This is a genomic window from Acidimicrobiales bacterium (genome assembly GCA_035512495.1).
GTDB lineage: Bacteria > Actinomycetota > Acidimicrobiia > Acidimicrobiales > CADCSY01 > DATKDW01.
The window spans coordinates 39,850-56,262 of the sequence record DATKDW010000047.1; the positions used below are offsets into that span (position 1 = coordinate 39,850).

Below are 16,413 nucleotides of genomic sequence, written 5' to 3' on the forward strand. Positions count from 1 at the left end.
CGTGCACCTCAAGACCCTGACCCTCAAAGGCTTCAAGTCCTTCGCCGACGCGACGACCCTCCATCTGGAGCCGGGCATCACCGTCGTCGTGGGTCCCAACGGCTCCGGCAAGTCGAACATCGTCGATGCCGTGGCGTGGGTCCTCGGTGCCCAGGGGCCGCGCACCGTCCGCTCCTCCAAGATGGACGATGTCATCTTCGCCGGCACCGCCGGGCGTGCCGCGCTGGGTCGGGCCGAGGTGAGCCTCACCATCGACAACGCCGACGGCATGCTCCCGATCGAGTTCGCCGAGGTCACGATCAGCCGGACCCTCTTCCGCAGCGGGGACAGCGAGTACGCCATCAACGGTGCCCCCTGCCGGCTCCTCGACGTCCAGGAGCTCCTCAGCGACTCCGGGGTGGGTCGCAGCCAGCACGTGATCGTCAGCCAGGGCCAGCTCGACGGCATCCTCAACGCCCGGCCCGAGGACCGGCGGGCGGTCATCGAGGAGGCCGCGGGCATCCTGAAGTTCCGTCGCCGCAAGGAGAAGGCGGAGCGCCGCCTCGAGGCCACCGAGGGCAACCTGCTGCGGGTCTCGGACCTCCTTCGGGAGGTCCGCCGCCAGCTGCGGCCCCTCGAGCGCCAGGCCGATGCCGCCCGCCGCCACGGCGACCTGGTCGCCGAGCTCACCGCCATCCGCCGATTCGTCGCCGGGCGCGAGCTCGCCGGGCTGCGCTCCCGGCTGGAGACCGCGGCCCAGACTCGGGCCGGGTTGACCACCGACGACGGAGCCCTCAAGGGCGAGCTGGCGCGCCTCGACACCGCTGTGTTGGCCACCGAGGCCGAGCTCACCGCCATGGGGGCCGACGACCTCGGAGACTCGCTGGTGCGCGTCGAGCGCCTCCGGGAGCAGGCCCGCGGGCTCGGCGCGGTCCTCGCCGAGCGACGCCGCGGCATCGAGCGGGACCGGAGCGCGTCGGTCGATCAGGCCGTGATCGCCAGCCTGGAGGCCGAGGCCGCCCGGCTTCGCACCGAGCTCGACGAGGCCGAGGACGAGGCAGCGCGGCTGGTGCCCGAGGCCGAGCGTGTGGCCGAGGCCGAGTCGGTGCTCGCCGACGAGCGGGCCGAGTTCGAGCGTCGCTGGGGCGACGGTGTCCCCACGCCCACGGGCGCGGCGGCCGAGGTGCGCGGCGAGCTCGCCGCCCTGCGCAGCGGCGTCGAGCGGGGTGAGCTCGAGTCGTCCCGCCTCCGCAGCCGCCTCTCGGCGCTCACCGAGAAGGCCGAGCGCCTGGCGGGCGAAGCCCAGGTGCTGCGCGAAGAGATGGGGGCGGCCGACAGCGCCGAGCAGCCCCTCCTCGAGGAGCTCGAGGCCGCCGAGGGGCGTCGCCGGACGGCAGAGGAGGCGGTGGCCAGGGCCGACGTCGCGCTGCGACGGGCCGACGGTGAGCTCGCGTCGTGGTCGGCCCGGGCGGAGGCGCTGGCCCTGGCCCTCGACGAGGCCCGTGCCGGCGCCGAGCGCCTCAGCGGGGTCGAGGGCGTCGTCGGGACGCTGCTCGACATCGTCGAGATCGACCACGGGTGGGAGGCCGCCTTCGAGGCCGCGGTCGGCCCTGCCCTCGCGGCCGTGGTGGTGCGGGGCGGACCGGGGGCGGCCCGGGCAGCGCTGGCGACGCTGCGAGCCGGGGACGAGGCCGGTGTCGGTGCTGTTCTTGCCCTCGGGATCTCGGGCGGCGCCTCGGGGTCGCCGGCTCCCGTCGGCGAGCCGGTGCGGCGTCACGTCCGCTCCTCGCAGCCCGAGGTCGACGCCGCCCTCGACGCGCTCCTCGCCGCGGCCGTCTGCGTCGACGGGGGCTGGGAGGATGCCCTCGACGCCGCGGTCGCCCACCCCGAGGCGGTGGTGGTGACCCGCGACGGCGACCGCTTCGCGACCAGCGGATGGCGCGTCGGGGCCGCCGGGGCCGGCGCCACCGGGGCCGCCCTCGACGAGGCCCGCACCCGGTCGGCGTCCGCCGCCCTCGAGGCCGAGCAGGCCGAGCGGGCGGTGCGCGACGCCCGCGACGAGCTGCACGCGGCCCGCGCCGCGGAGACCGAGGTCGTCCGTCGCCGCGACGCCAACAGCGGCCGCCTGGCGGGGTCGTCGGACGGGCTCCAGCGCATCGAGGCCGAGCTGCGCGATGCCTCCGCCGAGGCCGAGGCCCTGCGGGGTCACCTCGCCGAGCTGGCCGAGCGGGTGGAGCGCGAGCGCTCTCGAACCGAGCAGCTCCAGGCGCAGCTGCCGGGCCTCGAGGCCGAGGAGGAGGAGTCGGTCGGCCGGGCCCGGGCGATGCAGGCCGAGCGCACCCGCCTTGACGAGCGGGCCATGGCGGTCGGGGCGCTGCGGACCGATCTCGAGGTGCGGGCGACCGGCCTCGAGGAGCGTCGCGGCTACCTGCGCCGCCGGCTCGAGGAGGTCGACGAGCGGCTGACCAAGAACGAGGCGGCCAGGCTCGAGGCCGAGGTCCGCCGGGTCGAGCTCGACCGACGCCTCGTGGCCACCGACCGCCTCGCCGCCCTGGTCGACGACCGGCTCGGCTGGGTCGACACGGAGCTGGCCGAGCTGCGCGACCGCCGTCGCCGCCAGTCGGAGGCGGCGCGGGCCACCGCCGCCCGCCTCGACGAGCTCCGCCGCGAGCGCAGCGGCGCCGAACGCCGGCTCGAGGAGCTTCGCGAGCGCGCCAGGCGGGCCGAGCTCGACGCCCAGGAGCTGCAGCTTCGGGTCGAGGCGGCCACCGAGACGCTGCGTCGCGACCTCGAGATCGAACCCGATGTCGCCATGGCGTCGGAGTGCCCGCCGCTGCCCGAGGGGACCACCGCCCCCGCTCGGCTGCGCGAGCTCGAGCGCGAGCTGCGCCTCATGGGCCCGATCAACCCGCTCGCCCTCGAGGAGCACACCGCCCTGCAGGAGCGCCACACGTTCCTCGAGGGCCAGCTCGAGGACGTGAAGTCGACCCGTCGAGACCTGGCGAAGGTGATCCGGGCCATCGACAGCGAGATCGTCAACGTCTTCGTCGCCGCCTTCGCCGACGTGAGCCAGAACTTCACCGTCCTGTTCGAGACCCTGTTCCCAGGTGGCCAGGGCCGGCTCACGCTGACCGACCCCGACAACCCGCTGGAGACGGGCATCGAGGTCGAGGCCCGGCCGTCGGGCAAGAACGTGCGCAAGCTCTCGCTGCTCTCCGGCGGCGAGCGCTCGCTCACGGCACTGGCCTACCTCTTCGCCGTCTTCCGGAGCCGGCCGTCGCCGTTCTACCTGATGGACGAGGTCGAGGCTGCCCTCGACGACGTCAACCTCCGCCGCTTCCTCGACCTCGTCGCCGAGTTCCGCCGGGAGGCGCAGCTGCTGATCGTGAGCCACCAGAAGCGCACGATGGAGGTCGCCGACACCCTGTACGGGGTGACCATGCAGTCCGGCGGATCCTCCAGGTGCGTGAGCGAGCGGGTCAGCGCCGCGAGCTGAGCCGGCCCCGGCCGAGTCCACGCCGCCCCGGCGCCCGGCCGGGAAGGGCGACCGGCGCCCCTGGGTAGGCTGCGTCGGCCATGGAGATCCTCATCCTGCTCGTCGCCGTCCTCGTCGTCGGTGGGGTGGTGGCCAGCGTCGCCGCCCGCCGTCGGCCCGAACGGGGGAGCGTCCTCGAGGCGCCCCCGTCGGAGGACAGCCCCGCTGTCGAGGTCCCCGATGCCCGTACGGTCGAGGAGATCGAGGGCGCGCTGGCCGGTGCGGTCGTCGAGGAGAAGCTCGAGGTCGTCCGTCCGACCTTCCGTGACCGTCTCGGCAAGGCCCGTGGCCTCCTCGCCGGCTACCTGGACTCGGTGCTCTCCCGGTCGGGGATCGACGACGAGACGTGGGATGAGCTCGAGGAGGCCCTGATCCGCGCCGACGTGGGCGTGGCGACCACCACCGCCGTCCTCGACGACCTGCGCAAGGAGGTGGCGGCCAAGGGCATCACCGAGCCCGAGGCTCTCCTCACCCAGCTCAAGGGCGACCTGAAGGTCCGCCTCCAGGTCGCCGACCGCTCGATGCGCCTCGAAGAGGGCGCCACCAACGTGTGGCTGTTCGTCGGCGTCAACGGGGTCGGCAAGACGACCACGATCGGCAAGCTGGGCAAGCAGCAGGCGGCCGAGGGTCGCAGGGTCGTGATGGCGGCGGGGGACACCTTCCGGGCGGCCGCCGCCGAGCAGCTCGGCATGTGGGCCGAGCGCAGCGACGCCGACTTCGTCCGGGGAGCCGAGGGTGGCGACCCAAGCTCGGTCATCTTCGACGCCGTGCAGCGAGCGGCAGCCCGCAACGCCGAGCTCGTGCTGGCCGACACCGCCGGGCGGCTCCACACCAAGGTCAACCTCATGGAGGAGCTGCGCAAGGTACGCCGGGTGGCCGACAAGCCGCCCGGGAAGGTCACCGAGGTGCTGCTCGTGCTCGATGCCACCACCGGTCAGAACGGGCTCGCGCAGGCCCAGCAGTTCACCGAGGCGGTCGAGGTGACGGGGGTGGTCCTGACCAAGCTCGACGGGTCGGCCAAGGGAGGGATCGTCCTCGCCATCCAGGACGACCTGGGCCTGCCGGTCAAGCTCGTGGGCCTCGGCGAGACGATCGACGATCTGGTGGCGTTCGACCCCGACGACTTCGTGGAGGCGCTGTTCTCGTGACCACCGCGGGGCGGGCGTCGACCGGCCTCGGTCGTCGTTCCTCGAAGTCGGGAACCGACGCGTCGGTGCCAGCGTCGTAGGGATCGAGCGGCCGTGTCGCGACCGCCGATCGTAGGAGGACGGCACATGAGGCAGCGGGTACTGGCCGGGGCGGCGGCACTCGTGGTGGTGGTGGGGCTGATCGCCCTCGCGGTGGTGGGATCGGGAGGCGACGGTCCCCGTCCGCTCCCGATCGGCGCCGCCGGCGCGGCCCCGGAGGGCGAGCGCGCGGCGATGTCCGACATGGCGCTGATGGCACCGACGGAGTACCGGGTCGTGGGCGAGCTGCCCGAGCTCGACGGTGAGGAGCGGGCCTGGTCGGTCGGCCGCGAGGCCGACGAGGCCGGGATCGCGTCACTGGCCCGGGCGCTGGGCCTCGACGGCGACGTCGAGGTGGCAGAGCACGGGTGGCGCGTCGTCGACGGCGACGCCGCCCTCGAGGTCTCGCGCCAGCCCGGTCTGCCCTGGTGGTACGGGCAGCACGCCGGGACGCTGGAGCCCGACACCCCCGTGTCGAGCCTGCCCATGGTCGACCCTGACGACGGGGGCGCGCGCGACGAGCCGGCGCATGGCGAGGTGGTCGACTGCCCAATGCCCGAGTGTCCGCCGGGCACCGCCTGCATCCAAGCCTGTCCAGACGACGGGAGCGCGGTGCGTGAGACGCGTGTCGAGCCCCTTCCCGAACCCGAGCGTCCAGACGGCCTGCCGAGCCGCGCCGAGGCCGAGGCCGTCGGCCGCGAGGTGATGACTGGCGCAGGCCTCGATCTCGAACCTGCCGACCTGCGTACCGAGGACCTCTTCTCCAGCTGGCTGGTGAGCGCCCGGCCCGAGGTCGGTGGTCTCCCCACCGTCGGGATGGACTGGGGCGTGACCGTGGGCGTCGACGGTGCCGTGGAGCACGCCAACGGCTGGCTGGCCGACCCCGTCGAGGGCGACTCCTACCCCCTCATCGGCACCACGGCGGCAATCGAGCGCCTCCGGGAGGGACAGGGCGGCGACCTCATGGCCCGGCCCGAGCCCGCCATCCACTGCGTCGACTGCCCTGAGCCGGAGCCGGTCGTGGTCACCATCACCGGCGCCCGGGTGGGCCTGCAGCTGGTCCACGCCTACGACGTCGACGAGGCGTGGTTGGTCCCCACCTACCTCCTGGCGACCGATGGCGGGGAGGAGGGCGTGGTCAACGAGCTGTGGGTCCTGGCTCTCGGCGACGAGCACATCGCCCAGCCGCCCGTCCCCGAGCTGCCCGAGGGCTGCGAGCTGATCGGCGGCGACGCCGTCGTCTGTGACGACGACGGCGGGGGCGTCTCCGGCCGGCCGGGCCAGAGCGAGCCGGGGAGCCCGGGCGAGCCCCAAAGCGTCGAGCCCGCCGAGCCCCAACCGGAGCTGGTCGAGCCTGACGCCGACGCCGGCTGACCGGACCCGGCCCCGCTTCGCCGGGGCCGGGCACGGCCGGTAGCCTTGGCGGCCGCATGTTCGACGCACTCTCCGACCGCTTCGAGGGGATCTTCTCGCGCCTGCGCGGCCACGGCCGCCTAGGCGAGGCCGAGATCGACGAGGTCCTCCGCGAGATCCGCCTCGCCCTCCTCGAGGCCGACGTCAACTTCCTCGTGGTCAAGGCCATGGTGGGCCGGATCAAGGAGCGCTGCGTCGGCGCCGACCTGAGCAAGAGCCTCAGCCCGGCTCAGCAGGTCATCAAGATCGTCCACGAGGAGCTGATCACCACCCTCGGCGGCGAGACGCTCAAGGTCAGCTTCGCATCGCAGCCGCCCACCGTGGTGCTCATGGCCGGCCTGCAGGGCTCGGGCAAGACCACCGCCACCGCCAAGCTGGCCCGCTGGTTCAAGCAGCAGGGTCGCAACCCGCTGCTCGTGGGGGCCGACCTCCAGCGCCCGGCCGCCGTCGAGCAGCTGCGCACCCTTGGCGGCGAGGTGGGCGTTCCCGTCTTCTCCGAGCCCTCCGACCCCGTGTCGGTGGCCCGGGCCGGCCTGGCCGAGGCCCGCGACAAGGGCCGCGACGTGCTCATCGTCGACACGGCCGGCCGCCTCTCCATCGACGCCGAGATGATGGAGGAGGTCCGTCAGATCTCGGGCGCGGTCGAGCCGCACTACACGTTCCTGGTGGTCGACGCCATGACTGGCCAGGACGCCGTGTCCGTCGCCGAGGCCTTCCACCAGACCCTCGCGATCGACGGTGTGATCCTCTCCAAGCTCGACGGTGACGCTCGTGGCGGGGCGGCCCTGTCGGTCAAGGAGGTCATCGGCCGGCCGATCGCCTTCGCCTCGACCGGCGAGAAGGTCAACGACTTCGAGCAGTTCCACCCCGACCGGATGGCCAGCCGCATCCTCGGCATGGGCGACGTGCTCACCCTCATCGAGCGCACCGAGCAGGAGTACGACAAGGAGGTCGCCGCCAAGGCGGAGTCCGCCCTCCTCGAGGGTCGCTTCACCCTCGACGACTTCCTCGAGCAGATGCAGCAGGTCCGCAAGATGGGGCCGCTGAACAACATCATCGGTATGCTCCCGGGCGTCCCCAAGGAGCTCAAGAACGCCGACATCGGCGAGGCGGAGCTCGGACGGGTCGAAGCGATCATCCGGTCGATGACCACCGAGGAGCGGGTCAACCCCGACCTCGTCAACGGTTCCCGCCGGTTGCGCATCGCCAACGGCAGCGGCACCTCCACCAGCGAGGTCAACCTGCTGCTCAAGCAGTTCAAGGACGTCTCCAAGATGATGAAGCGCTTCGGGGGATCCCCGAAGGGCGGCAAGAAGAAGGGCAAGGGTCGCGGCATGCCGGGGCTGCCCGACCTGAAGGCGCTCCAGCAGATGAAGGAGCTCCAGGGAATCGAAGGCCTCGAGGACCTGAAGCTCAAGTAGCAACAAGCCGAACCAGCCGCCCGACCGGGTGGCACCAAGGGAGAGATCACCGTGGCCGTCAAGCTCCGCCTCATGCGGATGGGCAAGAAGAAGCAGCCGACCTATCGCCTGGTGGCGGCCGACGGCCGCTCGCCGCGCAACGGCCGGTTCATCGAGATCCTCGGGACCTACGAGCCCCGCCAGGAGCCGTCGGTCATCAAGGTCGACAACGACAAGGCCGTCGACTGGCTGCGCAAGGGCGCCCAGCCCACCGAGCGCGTCCAGAAGCTGCTCCAGCAGTCCGGCGCCTGGGACCAGTTCAAGGGCACCACCCCCGCCACCCCCGCCGAGGCCTCCTCGTGAGTGACGACGGCTACGACGACGTCGCCGGCGCCACCGCCACCGACGTCCTCGAGTACCTCGTGCGCGCTCTGGTCGACGAGCCCGACGCCGTCGAGGTCGACGTGGCCGACGGGCGCCGCGGCGTGAGCATGAGCGTGAGCGTGGCCCCTGGCGACATGGGCCGGGTGATCGGCCGTCGCGGCCGCAACGCCAACGCCATCCGCACCCTGGTCCGTGCTGCCGCCGTGCAGGACGGCGTGGAGGTCGACGTCGACTTCGTCGACTGACGCCCGGCAGGGAGGAAGCCCCCTGCTCGAGGTGGGCCGCATCGCCCGGGCCCACGGCATCCGGGGCGAGGTGGTGGTCTCCCTCACCACCGACCGCCTGGAGCGTGTCGCCCCCGGGGCGGTCCTCACGGGGCCCGACGGCACCGCGTTCACCGTCGTCAGCTCGCGCCCCCACCAGGGCCACCACATCGTGGCCTTTGCCGGGGTGCCCGACCGCAACGCGGCCGAAGGGCTGCGGGGCACCGTGCTCCACGCTGAGCCCCTCGACGACCCCGACGTGCTGTGGGTCCACGACGTGGTCGGGTCCCTCGTCGTCGATGTCGACGGCACCGATCGCGGCGCGGTGGTGGCCCTCGAGGTCAACCCGGCGAGCGACCTCCTCGTGCTCGACTCCGGTGCCCTGGTGCCGCTGACGTTCCTCGTCGAGCGGCGGGACGGCGAGCCGCCCACGCTGGTGGTCGACCCGCCCGACGGGCTCTTCGAGGCCTGATCGTGCGCATCGACGTGTTCACCATCTTCCCGGAGATGGTCGCCGACTTCGCCGGTCGGAGCCTGCTGGGCCGTGCCGCCGAGCGAGGCATCCTCGACGTGCGGGCCCACGACCTGCGGGACAGCACCACCGACGTGCACCGCTCGGTCGACGACGCCCCCTTTGGCGGGGGCGCCGGCATGGTCCTGATGCCCGAGCCGGTGTTCGCCGCGGTGGAGGCGGCTTCCCCGCCCCGGCCGCTGTTCCTCCTCGGGCCCGGCGGCCGTCGCCTCGATCATGCCCTGGCTCGCGAGCTGGCCGGCGGCGAGGGCTTCTCGATGATCTGCGGCCGCTACGAGGGCGTCGACGCCAGGGTTCGCGACCACCTCGTCGACGACGAGCTCTCCATCGGCGACTACGTCCTCGCCGGCGGTGAGGTCGCGGCCATGGTGGTGATCGAGGCCGTGGGCCGCCTGGTCCCGGGGGTGATGGGCAACGAGGCGTCCGCCGGCGAGGAGAGCTTCATGGACGGGCTCCTCGAGCACCCGCAGTACACCCGCCCCGCCGAGTTCCGGGGTTGGGCGGTGCCCGAGGTGCTCCGGTCGGGTGACCACGCCCGGGTGGCGCGGTGGCGTCGGGCCATGGCGCTGCGGCGCACCCTCGAGCACCGACCCGACCTGATCGAGGCCCGTGGTGGCCTCAGCGACGACGAGCGGTCCGCCTTGGAGGACCTGGGGCCGGTGCCGTAGCATGTCCCGGTTCCCCGGGGCACCGCCCCGGCACGATCGCGGCAGGAGCACAACGCGCCATGAACCCCACCGACCTCGTCGACCGCAGCAGCCTGCGTGACGACATCCCTGCCTTCGGCCCGGGCGACACCGTCAAGGTCCACGTGCGCGTGGTCGAGGGCACCCGGGAGCGCGTCCAGGTCTTCCAGGGCGTGGTCATCCGTCGCCAGGGCGACGGCGTGCGCGAGACCTTCACCGTCCGCAAGCTGAGCTTCGGCGTCGGCGTCGAGCGGACCTTCCCGGTCCACTCCCCGGTGCTCCAGCAGATCGAGCGGATCATCGAGGGCGACGTCCGCCGGGCCAAGCTCTACTACCTCCGCGACCGGGTCGGGAAGTCCGCCAAGATCAAGGAGAAGCGGGCCGCTCGTTGAGCGAGGGCTCGCCAGCGGCCACCGGCGTCGGTGAGCCCGAGGCGACGGGCCCCGACGGGGCTCGCTCCGGCTCCCGGAGCCGCCACCGCCAGCTCGCCGTCGAGACGGCGGTCCTCCTCGGGGTGGCCGTCGTCATCGCGGTGGTGCTCCGCGCCTTCTTCGGCCAGGCGTTCTTCATCCCCTCGGCGTCGATGACGCCCCAGCTCGAGGTGGGTGACCGCGTCGTGGTCTCCAAGCTGTCGTACCGCCTCCACGACCCACGTCGCGGCGACGTGGTGGTCTTCGACTGCCCACCCCGCTCCCGCTGTCCGGAGCCCGATGCCGACACCAACGTCGTCGTCCGCGGGCTGCGCGTCACGCTCGAGGCCGTCGGCCTGCGCCAGCCGTCGACGTCGGACTTCATCAAGCGGGTCATCGCCTTGCCAGGGGAGCAGGTGGAGGGCCGAGAGGGCTCGGTGTGGATCGATGGCTTCCGTCTGGTGGAGCCGTACCTGCCGGAGGGCACCCGGACCTCTGACTTCGACCCCGTCACCCTGCCCGACGGCACCGTCTGGGTGATGGGCGACAACCGGACGGGCTCGAGCGACAGCCGCAGCTTCGGCCCCGTCGACACCGACACCATCGTCGGTCGGGCGGTGTGGCGGGTGTGGCCGCCCCTGAGGGTGGCGTTCCTCTGATCGGCCGGGGGAGGGGGCTTGTGCTGCGGGCTCCGATCGAGGATCGTGGGCGGGTGCGGCGACCCGTGAAGATCCAGGCCCCCTGCCGATGAGCACGGAGGACGTCGAGCGGTACGAGGCCGAGATCGAGCTCCAGCTCTACAAGGAGTACAAAGACGTCTGCCCGATGTTCTCCTACGTGGTGGAGACCGAACGGCGCTTCTACCTGGCAAACGAGGTCGAGCAGGTCATCCACGACGAGGGGGGCCGCAGCTGGGTCGAGCTGCACCTCCACGACGCCTGGGTGTGGGACATGTACCGCCAGACCCGCTTCGTCTCGGGGGTGAGGATCGTGACGTTCAAGGACGTCAACGTCGAGGAGCTCCCGAAGAAGGAGATGATCTGAGCCGTGACCAAGCAGCGCCTGGTCCTCGGCGCGGCAGGGGAGGACCTGGCGGCGGCCTGGTACGCCGCCCGGGGCTATGAGGCGGTGGCCCGGAACTGGCGGTGCCGCGAGGGCGAGCTCGACCTGATCGTTCGCCGGGGGCGGCTCTACGTGGTGTGCGAGGTGAAGGCGCGGTCGTCGCTGGCCTTCGGCTCCCCGCTGGAGGCGGTCACCGAGCAGAAGCAGCGGCGCATCCGGCGACTGGCGGCGCAGTGGTTGGAGGGCGCGTCGGTGCGGGCCGCAGAGGTCCGCTTCGACGTGGCCGCCGTGCTCGCCGGAGAGATCGAGGTGGTGGAGGGCGCCTTCTGAGGCCGCAGGCGGGCCAAGGGTCAGATGGCACCGGCGGCCCAGGCGAGGAGGGCGAGGGCGACCAGCAGGCCGGCCGCCACGAAGGCGTAGTCGGCCGGTGAGCGGCGCTGCGGCCGGAACGGGTTGAAGCCCATGGTCGGTCGGCGGGGTCAGGTCCCCTGCCCCGCCTCCTCCTGCTCGATGGTGGCGATCTGGTCGAGGCGGGCCACGTGGCGGTCGCCCTCGAAGGAGGCGGCCAGGAAGGCGTCGACGATCACCAGGGCGAGCGTGGTGCCGAGCAGCCGCCCGCCGAGCGAGAGCACGTTGGCGTCGTTGTGCTGGCGGGCGAGGCGCGCCGTGAGCTCGTCGTGGCACAGCGCGGCCCGCACGCCGCGGACCTTGTTGGCGGCGATGGCCTCGCCCTGGCCGCTGCCCCCGAGGACGATGCCGAGGTCGGCGTCGCCTCGTACCACCGCCCGGCCCACCCCCGCGCAGAACGGGGGGTAGTCGACGGGTGCGTCGCTGTCGGTGCCGAGGTCGTCGACCTCGTGGCCGCGGGCGGCGAGGTGCTCGGCGACCACCGCCTTGAGCAGGAAGCCGGCATGGTCGGAGCCGATGGCGATCCTCATAGGCCTGCCATGTTGCCCCACGTCTGGGCGGTGCGTGACCGACGCCGCCGGCAGCGTCACCGTCACACCCCCTCCCTAGGGTGATCCCCAGCGCTCGAGCGGCCGGCGTCCGGCCCTCCTCCACCGTCGTCGTGAGAGGAGCGTGCCCCGTGCTCGCAACCATCCCCGCCGCCACCCTCATCGGGGTCGAGGGCCGGCCCGTCTCGGTCGAGGTCCACGTGGCCGGCGGCCTGCCCACCTTCACCGTGGTCGGCCTGCCCGACGCCGCCTGCCGTGAGTCGCGCGACCGCGTCCGGGCGGCCTGCACGTCGAGCGACCTGCCCTGGCCGCTCAAGCGCCTCACGGTCAACCTGGCGCCGAGTGGGCTCCGCAAGAACGGCGCCGGTCTCGACCTGGCCATCGCGGTCGGCCTGCTGGTGGCCGCGGGTGAGGTCCCCGCCGAGGCAGTGGCGGGTGCGGCCTTCCTCGGCGAGCTCGGTCTCGACGGGTCCGTCCGTCCCGTCCCGGGGATGCTTCCCCTGGTCGACGCCATCGAGGCCCCGGTCGTGGTGGTGCCGATGGCCGGCACGGCCGAGGCCTCGCTCCTCGGCCGGCACAAGGTCAGGCCCGTCGAGCACCTGCGCGGGCTGGTCGACGCCCTGCGAGGTGACGAGCCCTGGCCCGACGCGCCGGCCCCGGTCACCGAGCTCTTCGACGGTCCCGAGCCCGACCTGGCCGACGTCCGGGGCCACGGCACAGCACGCCTGGCGCTCGAGGTCGCCGCCGCCGGTGGGCACCACCTGCTCATGGTGGGCCCACCCGGCGCCGGCAAGACGATGCTCGCCCGGCGCCTCCCGGCGCTGCTGCCCGACCTCGACGACGACGCCGCCCTCGAGGCCACCCGGGTCCACTCCGCCAGCGGGCTCCGGCTCCCCGCCTCCGGGTTGGTCCGGCGACCCCCGCTGCGGGCCCCACATCACGGAGCGTCGGCGGTGTCGCTCATCGGTGGCGGGACGGCAGCCATGCACCCCGGGGAGATCTCTCTGGCGAGCGGTGGCGTGCTCTTCCTCGATGAGCTGGGCGAGTTCCCGACCGCCGTGCTCGACGCGCTCCGCCAACCGCTCGAGGAGGGCGTCGTGCGGGTCGCCCGGGCCCGGGCGTCGGTCACCTACCCGGCCCGCTTCTTGCTCATCGGGGCCATGAACCCCTGCCCGTGCGGCCTCGGTGGCCCACCCGGCGCCTGCCGGTGCAGCGACGCCGCCAGGGCTCGATACTCCCGCCGGCTCTCGGGGCCGCTCCTCGACCGGTTCGACCTGCGGGTCGACATCGTGCGCCCGGCGGCCGGCGACCTCCTGGCCGGCCCGCCGGGAGAGGCCTCGGTGGTGGTGGCCGAGCGGGTGGCCGGCGCCCGGGCCCGGGCGGCGGAGCGGGGAGTGGGGTGCAACGCCCGGCTCGAGCCCGACCAGCTCGATCGAGAGGCGCCGCTGAGCGGTGGGGCATCGGTGATCCTCGAGGACCAGCTCCGCATGGGTCGCCTCTCGGCTCGGGGGCTCCACCGGGTGCGGCGGGTGGCCCTCACCCTGGCCGACCTGGGCGGCCGTGGCGCTCCCCTCGGCGAGGAGGACGTCTGCATGGCTCTCCAGCTTCGGGCCGAGCCCGAGCTGCTGGGGGTGGTCTGATGACGGGCTCGGGCACGGTTCCGGCCGCGGCGGCGCTCGCCGCCCTGGCCGGGCTGCCGGGGATGGGCCCCCGCCGCCTGGCGGTGCTGCTGATGGCCTGGGACCCGCCCGAGGCGTGGCGACGGGTCGCGAGCGGCTCGGTGGAGGCCTCGGTGTTGGCCCTCGGCGGGGCGCGCGTGGGTGCCGACGTGCTCGTGCGGTGGCGACTGGAGGCGGCATGTGTCGACCTCGACGTCCTCTGGCGGCGACACCTCGACGCCGGTGTGGGCGTCAGCGGGCCGGGCGACCTGGGGTTCCCCGCCGCCCTCGCCGACGACCCGGAGCCGCCCGCGCTGCTGTTCCACCAGGGCGACCCGGGCGTGCTCGACCGCCCCCGGGTGGCGGTGGTCGGCACCCGTCGCTGCACCCACACCGGCCGGCAGGTCGCCCGCGAGCTCGGGGCCGACCTGGCCGCCGCGGGAGTGTGCGTGGTCTCGGGCCTGGCGCTCGGGATCGACGGCGCCGCCCACGTCGGCGCCCTCGAGGCCGGTGGGGCGCCGCCGGTGGCGGTGGTGGCGACGGGCCTCGACATCGCCTACCCCCGTCGCCACGCCAGCCTCTGGGCCGAGGTCGCCGCCGCCGGGGCCGTCCTCTCCGAGTACCCGCTCGGCACGACGGTCGAGCCGTGGCGGTTCCCCGCACGGAACCGGATCATCGCCGGCCTGGCCGACGTGGTGGTCGTGGTGGAGAGCCCGGCCAGGGGCGGTTCGATGCACACCGTCGAGGCCGCACTGGCCCGTGATCGCGCGGTGATGGCCGTGCCCGGGTCGGTGCGGTCCCCGGCCTCCGTGGGCACCAACGGCCTCCTCTCGTCGGGGGCGACCCCGGCGCGCGACGCCGCCGACGTCCTCGTCGCGTTGGGCATGGCCTCCCGTGCACCGGTCCGCGACCGACCCGACCCGCCGGGGGGAGACGCCGGCGCTGTCCTCGATGCCCTCGGAGGCGACCCGGCGACCATGGAGCAGCTCGCCGGCCGCCTCGACGTCCCACTCGGCCCGCTGGCCGTGCACCTTGCCGCCCTCGAGTCGTCGGGCTGGGTCGTCCGCCACGGCGCCTGGTACGAGCGCTCGCAGCCGGGGTGACGGCGCGTCCCCCGGCCGGCCCGGCCCGGTGGCGTGCCCCACCGGGCCACGCCGACGCCGGTAGCGTGCAGGTGTGCCCTGGGAGCTCGATGGCTTCACCACCTCGCTCACCTCGGTCTCCCCGAGCACCGTCGACGCCTACCGGCGCGACGTCGCGGCGTTCGTCGAGTGGGCGGGCAGGTCCGGCGTGAGCAGCCCCGACGCGGTCGACCGGCGCCTCCTTCGCCGGTACCTCGCTCACCTGGCGACCCGCCGGTACGCCCGGCGCACCATCGCCCGCAAGGCATCTTCCGTCCGGCGGTACTTCGGGTGGCTCACCCGAACCGGCCGGTTGGGTGCCGATCCGTCGGCCGGGCTCTCGGCGCCGTCGGGCACCGGCCGGCTCCCGCGGGTGCTGAAGGCCGACGAGCTCACCACCCTGCTCGACGACCCGCCGGCCGCCATCGACGACGACGACCCGGCGGTGCGCCTCCGCGACGACGCCGTGCTCGAGCTGCTCTACGGCAGTGGCCTGCGGGTGGCAGAGCTCTGCGCACTGCGCCCCGAGGACGTCGCCGCCGACGGCCGCACCGTCACCGTCTGGGGCAAGGGCTCCAAGCAGCGCCGGGTGCCGGTGAGCGCCCCGGCCGCCGACGCGGTGGCCGGGTGGTTCGCCCGGGGTCGTGCCCAGCTCGCCAGCGGCGAGACGCCCGACGACGCCCTGTTCCTCAACCGCCGCGGCCGCCGCCTCGGCACCCGCGACGTCCGGCGCATCCTCGACCGCCGGGCCTCCTCGCCCACCCACCCCCACGCCCTCCGCCACACCTTCGCCACCCACCTCCTCGACGGGGGCGCCGACCTGCGCGCCGTGCTGGAGCTGCTGGGTCACGCCGACCTGTCGACGACCCAGCACTACACTCACGTCAGCAAGGAGCGGCTGCGTTCCGTCTACGAGGCGGCACATCCACGCGCTCGACCGGCAAGCAGGGACTGACCATTGGAGATCGACGACCCAGCCGAGATCGACCGGATGTGGGCCGCCTACAAGGCCGACGGCACCATGGCGCTCCGAGACCAGCTGATCGTGCACTACTCGCCGCTGGTGAAGTACGTCGCCGGCCGCGTCGCCGTGGGCCTGCCGCAGAACGTGGAGCAGGCAGACCTCGTGAGCTACGGGATCTTCGGGCTCATCGATGCCATCGACAAGTTCGACCTCGAGCGGGGCTTCAAGTTCGAGACCTACGCGATCTCCCGGATCAAGGGCGCCATCCTCGATGAGCTGCGCTCGATCGACTGGGTCCCCCGGTCGGTGCGGGCCAAGGCCCGCGCCCTCGAGAAGGCCTACGCCAAGCTCGAGGCCCTGGAGCACCGCAGCCCGACCGATGCCGAGCTGGCCCTGGAGCTCGACATGACCGAGACCCAGCTCCAGACCACCTTGAGCCAGATCTCCTTCATCGGCCTGGTCGCCCTCGACGAGATGCTCTCGGTCGGCGGCGACCGTGGCGAGTCGCTGACCCTCGGCGACACCGTGGCCGACAAGGGTCAGGGTCCCGTGGCGGCCTACGAGGTCGAGGAGATGCGCCACATCCTCGCCGAGGCCATCAACAGCATGCCCGAGCGCGAGAAGGTCGTGCTCACCCTCTACTACTACGAGGGCCTCACCCTGGCCGAGATCGGCGAGGTCCTCGGCGTCACCGAGAGCCGAGTGTGCCAGATCCACACCAAGTCGGTGATCCACCTCCGCTCCAAGATCGCCGCCACCGAGCGCGAGCCCGCAAGCTGACCCTTCCCTTGCCGCTGTCCCGGCGGTAGGTTCCACCTCGCACC

General features: G+C 73.5%; 17 protein-coding genes. 16 read left to right on the forward strand and 1 reads right to left on the reverse strand.

What is annotated here, in order from left to right; translation table 11 throughout:
- The first annotated feature begins 1 nt into the window (after position 1).
- The 12 genes from smc (at position 2) to VMN58_06250 (ending at position 11,220) form a co-directional block, all read left to right on the forward strand.
- Positions 2 to 3,475 carry a chromosome segregation protein SMC gene (smc, locus tag VMN58_06195; GenBank protein ID HUF32782.1) on the forward strand — a complete coding sequence of 1,158 codons (3,474 nt, stop codon included), beginning with the start codon at positions 2 to 4 and terminating at the stop codon, positions 3,473 to 3,475.
- 80 nt (positions 3,476 to 3,555) lie between these two features.
- A complete protein-coding gene (gene ftsY / locus VMN58_06200) occupies positions 3,556 to 4,662 on the forward strand; it encodes a signal recognition particle-docking protein FtsY (protein HUF32783.1) in 1,107 nt (368 codons plus the stop codon).
- A 126-nt stretch (positions 4,663 to 4,788) separates the two neighbouring features.
- Positions 4,789 to 6,114, forward strand: coding sequence for a hypothetical protein (locus VMN58_06205; protein HUF32784.1), 1,326 nt, complete (start codon positions 4,789 to 4,791; stop codon positions 6,112 to 6,114).
- A 56-nt stretch (positions 6,115 to 6,170) separates the two neighbouring features.
- On the forward strand, positions 6,171 to 7,574 hold the full coding sequence (gene ffh, locus VMN58_06210; GenBank protein HUF32785.1) for a signal recognition particle protein: 1,404 nt from the start codon (positions 6,171 to 6,173) through the stop codon (positions 7,572 to 7,574).
- A 51-nt stretch (positions 7,575 to 7,625) separates the two neighbouring features.
- Positions 7,626 to 7,916 (forward strand): 30S ribosomal protein S16, encoded by a 291-nt coding sequence (gene rpsP / locus VMN58_06215; GenBank protein HUF32786.1) that lies wholly within the window; start codon positions 7,626 to 7,628, stop codon positions 7,914 to 7,916.
- Positions 7,913 to 8,182 carry a KH domain-containing protein gene (locus tag VMN58_06220; GenBank protein ID HUF32787.1) on the forward strand — a complete coding sequence of 90 codons (270 nt, stop codon included), beginning with the start codon at positions 7,913 to 7,915 and terminating at the stop codon, positions 8,180 to 8,182. Before rpsP ends, VMN58_06220 begins: the two co-directional genes overlap by 4 nt.
- A 31-nt stretch (positions 8,183 to 8,213) precedes the next feature.
- A complete protein-coding gene (locus VMN58_06225; GenBank protein ID HUF32788.1) occupies positions 8,214 to 8,672 on the forward strand; it encodes a hypothetical protein in 459 nt (152 codons plus the stop codon).
- Between the two features lie 2 nt (positions 8,673 to 8,674).
- Complete coding sequence (gene trmD / locus VMN58_06230) at positions 8,675 to 9,400, forward strand: tRNA (guanosine(37)-N1)-methyltransferase TrmD (protein ID HUF32789.1); 726 nt, start codon at positions 8,675 to 8,677, stop codon at positions 9,398 to 9,400.
- Between the two features lie 59 nt (positions 9,401 to 9,459).
- Positions 9,460 to 9,810: a 50S ribosomal protein L19 gene (rplS, locus tag VMN58_06235; GenBank protein HUF32790.1), complete on the forward strand. Its 351-nt coding sequence runs from the start codon at positions 9,460 to 9,462 to the stop codon at positions 9,808 to 9,810.
- On the forward strand, positions 9,807 to 10,487 hold the full coding sequence (gene lepB / locus VMN58_06240) for a signal peptidase I (GenBank protein ID HUF32791.1): 681 nt from the start codon (positions 9,807 to 9,809) through the stop codon (positions 10,485 to 10,487). The genes rplS and lepB overlap by 4 nt, the downstream gene beginning before the upstream one ends.
- 88 nt (positions 10,488 to 10,575) lie before the next feature.
- Positions 10,576 to 10,872 (forward strand): DUF2469 family protein, encoded by a 297-nt coding sequence (locus VMN58_06245; GenBank protein HUF32792.1) that lies wholly within the window; start codon positions 10,576 to 10,578, stop codon positions 10,870 to 10,872.
- A gap of 3 nt (positions 10,873 to 10,875) precedes the next feature.
- Positions 10,876 to 11,220: a YraN family protein gene (locus VMN58_06250; protein ID HUF32793.1), complete on the forward strand. Its 345-nt coding sequence runs from the start codon at positions 10,876 to 10,878 to the stop codon at positions 11,218 to 11,220.
- A 149-nt stretch (positions 11,221 to 11,369) separates the two neighbouring features.
- Here VMN58_06250 and rpiB read toward each other — a convergent pair whose 3' ends face one another.
- Positions 11,370 to 11,828 (reverse strand): ribose 5-phosphate isomerase B, encoded by a 459-nt coding sequence (rpiB, locus tag VMN58_06255; protein ID HUF32794.1) that lies wholly within the window; start codon positions 11,826 to 11,828, stop codon positions 11,370 to 11,372.
- A gap of 149 nt (positions 11,829 to 11,977) precedes the next feature.
- Between rpiB and VMN58_06260 the strand changes: the two genes are divergently transcribed.
- The 4 genes from VMN58_06260 to whiG all read left to right on the forward strand — a co-directional run bounded on the left by VMN58_06260 (position 11,978) and on the right by whiG (position 16,369).
- Positions 11,978 to 13,486, forward strand: coding sequence for a YifB family Mg chelatase-like AAA ATPase (locus VMN58_06260; GenBank protein HUF32795.1), 1,509 nt, complete (start codon positions 11,978 to 11,980; stop codon positions 13,484 to 13,486).
- Entirely contained in the window at positions 13,486 to 14,607 is a 1,122-nt protein-coding gene (gene dprA / locus VMN58_06265; protein HUF32796.1) for a DNA-processing protein DprA, read from the forward strand. Before VMN58_06260 ends, dprA begins: the two co-directional genes overlap by 1 nt.
- A gap of 73 nt (positions 14,608 to 14,680) precedes the next feature.
- On the forward strand, positions 14,681 to 15,580 hold the full coding sequence (locus VMN58_06270) for a tyrosine-type recombinase/integrase (GenBank protein HUF32797.1): 900 nt from the start codon (positions 14,681 to 14,683) through the stop codon (positions 15,578 to 15,580).
- Between the two features lie 3 nt (positions 15,581 to 15,583).
- The gene (gene whiG, locus VMN58_06275) at positions 15,584 to 16,369 is read left to right on the forward strand and encodes an RNA polymerase sigma factor WhiG (GenBank protein ID HUF32798.1); all 786 of its coding nucleotides are present in this window, start codon (positions 15,584 to 15,586) and stop codon (positions 16,367 to 16,369) included.
- Positions 16,370 to 16,413: the final 44 nt, after the last annotated feature.

What these genes read in the sequence shown, in the direction of transcription:
- ftsY (HUF32783.1), top strand. Translation starts at nt 3,556, where the DNA reads ATGGAGATCCTCATCCTGCTCGTCGCCGTCCTCGTCGTCGGTGGGGTG.
- ffh (HUF32785.1), top strand. Translation starts at nt 6,171, where the DNA reads ATGTTCGACGCACTCTCCGACCGCTTCGAGGGGATCTTCTCGCGCCTG.
- rpiB (HUF32794.1), bottom strand. Translation starts at nt 11,828, where the DNA reads ATGAGGATCGCCATCGGCTCCGACCATGCCGGCTTCCTGCTCAAGGCG.
- rplS (HUF32790.1), top strand. Translation starts at nt 9,460, where the DNA reads ATGAACCCCACCGACCTCGTCGACCGCAGCAGCCTGCGTGACGACATC.
- dprA (HUF32796.1), top strand. Translation starts at nt 13,486, where the DNA reads ATGACGGGCTCGGGCACGGTTCCGGCCGCGGCGGCGCTCGCCGCCCTG.
- VMN58_06205 (HUF32784.1), top strand. Translation starts at nt 4,789, where the DNA reads ATGAGGCAGCGGGTACTGGCCGGGGCGGCGGCACTCGTGGTGGTGGTG.
- VMN58_06245 (HUF32792.1), top strand. Translation starts at nt 10,576, where the DNA reads ATGAGCACGGAGGACGTCGAGCGGTACGAGGCCGAGATCGAGCTCCAG.